Origin of the sequence: Pseudarthrobacter sp. AB1 (assembly GCF_014926485.1) — a bacterium.
In the GTDB taxonomy this organism is placed as follows: Bacteria; Actinomycetota; Actinomycetes; order Actinomycetales; family Micrococcaceae; genus Arthrobacter.
On the sequence record NZ_PZKO01000086.1, the window covers coordinates 1 to 2,000 of the forward strand.

At 65.3% G+C, this 2,000-nt stretch carries 1 protein-coding gene and 2 pseudogenes; 1 reads left to right on the top strand and 2 read right to left on the bottom strand.

Annotation, left to right across the window (positions count from 1 at the left end):
* Positions 1 to 552 (bottom strand): annotated as a pseudogene (locus DAD99_RS21310) (transposase); the annotation flags it as partial.
* A gap of 209 nt (positions 553 to 761) precedes the next feature.
* Here DAD99_RS21310 and DAD99_RS21990 point away from each other — a divergent pair.
* The gene (locus tag DAD99_RS21990; RefSeq protein ID WP_227008372.1) at positions 762 to 1,718 is read left to right on the top strand and encodes a transposase; all 957 of its coding nucleotides are present in this window, start codon (positions 762 to 764) and stop codon (positions 1,716 to 1,718) included.
* Positions 1,719 to 1,735: 17 nt separating this feature from the next.
* On the opposite strand, the pseudogene DAD99_RS21320 reads toward DAD99_RS21990, so the two are convergent.
* Positions 1,736 to 2,000, bottom strand: a pseudogene (locus DAD99_RS21320) (IS110 family transposase); the annotation flags it as partial.

Sequence of the window (2,000 nt, forward strand, 5' to 3'; positions counted from 1 at the left end):
CCGGCGGCCGGCGGACCCGCTTCCGGTTCAGCGCCACGCCGTCCCAGTCCGGCTGGGCCAGCAGGTGCCAGCGGGCCTTCCGCCAGCCCCACGCGGGGTGCTTCCCGGCCACGGCCCGCAGTGCTGCCCTGAGCTGGGCTTCCTCGAAGCCCATGTCGGGCTTCTTCTTGCGGAACGCGGACCGGTTTTGCCCCAGAAGCGAGCACGCGAAACGCTCGGACGCCCCGAACTTCTCCACTGCCATGCGCACGGCACTGCGGCGGGGTTCGGGGCTCAGAATTTTCCCTTGGCCACCTCATTGAGGATGTCGATGGCCAGTTCCTTCTCCGCCAGCAGGCGCTTGAGCCGGGCGTTCTCCTTCTCCAGCTCCCTGGTCAGCTTGGACGCCTCGGCGTTCCTCTCGGACCCGTACTGGTTCAGCCACCGGTACCAGGTCGCCTCGGTGACCTGGAGCTCCTTGATGACCTCGACCATCGGGCGCCCGTCATTGAGCATTTTCTGGCCCTGCCGGACTTTGGCGATGACCTGATCGGGGGTATGTCTGCGTGCCATGATTCGTGAATTTCCTCCTGTGTCCATTCTCGGACACGAAACTCACACAGATACTGGACTTCTATCTGGGGACCCAACCAGCCCGGCGCTGGAAGCAACGCATGACGGTTCTCCCCAGAGGTGGACTACCCGGCCTGGTGACTCGGCTGGTGGACCGGCAACGACGGGTTGTTCCATCGCACGTATTCGATGCGAAAGGGAGAACCATCATGCAAGATCAGGATAAACCCGCGGGGATCGTGCGGGCAGTGGCAGGTATCGATGAGGCCATCACGGCACGGCACCGTATCGCGGTGCGGGAGTTTTTCGACGACGGAACAGAACATCTGAGCCGTTTCACTGTCGACCCAACCCTTGCCGGGCTGGAGAGACTCTCACAGCGGCTGGCCGCCGTAACGGCGCCGCTGACAGCGGTCGTGGAACCGACATCGATGACCTGGCTGGCGCTGACCCTGGCGGTTGAACGGGCCGGCGGGCAGATGGAAATGATCGGCGCCCGGCACTCCTCACGGCTGCGCGCGGCCATCATGGGCAAAAACAAGTCCGACGTCATCGACTCCGAAGTACTCACCCACGCCGGGGAGATCTTCGACCCGCCACCGCTGGTCCTGGCATCCCCGGGGCAGCTGGCACTGCGACGGGCCGTGGTCCGCCGGGCCGGCGCCGTGATTGACGGGAACCGGCACTGGCGGCGGCTGCTGTCGCTGGCACGGTGGGCCTTTCCCGATGTGTGGTCCGCTTTCGCCGGATCCGAGTCAACAGCATTGGCGGTGCTGGGCCGCTGGCCGCACCTGCGTTCCCTGGCATCGGCGCGCTCAGCAACGCTTACGGCTGTGGTCGCCGAGCATACCCGTGACGTTGGAGATACGCCCGCCCGTGCTGCCGCGATCAAGGCCGCGGCGCGGGGGTGGGCAGATTTCTGGGAGGGGCATCTGGATCTGGACGCGCTGGCCGTGGACGTCGCCGAACACCTGACAGACCTGCAGGAGTCACGGGCCAGGGTCGAGCGGTTTAGCTCCCACGCGCGGCAGTGGTGGGAGCACCTCTACGGCGATGACCCGCTGGTGCTGTCCTTACCGGGTGTGGGCCCGGCCATCGGTCCCTGCATCCGCGCCTACTTTGGCGACGGATCCGGGTTCGACAGCGCTAAGAAGGCTGCCAACTGATACGAAAATGTGGGGAGTCATGCGGCTGGGGTGCGTGTGATCGTCACCTCGAATCCGAGTTGGGTGAGGTCCTTGAGCGCGCGTTGGCGGGTTCTGTCTGCGTTGGCCTGGCCGTAGTGCCGCAGGGGTGGTTCCTCGTAGCAGACACCGTTGGCGAGCATGTTGTAGGCCGCGGTGATGATGCTGTGTCCGATCGCGACAATGGCGCGGGACTTGCCACGCCGGTTGGCGAGCCGCTTGTACCGGATGGACAAGAAGCCGTGCTTTTGCTTCGCGATGTTG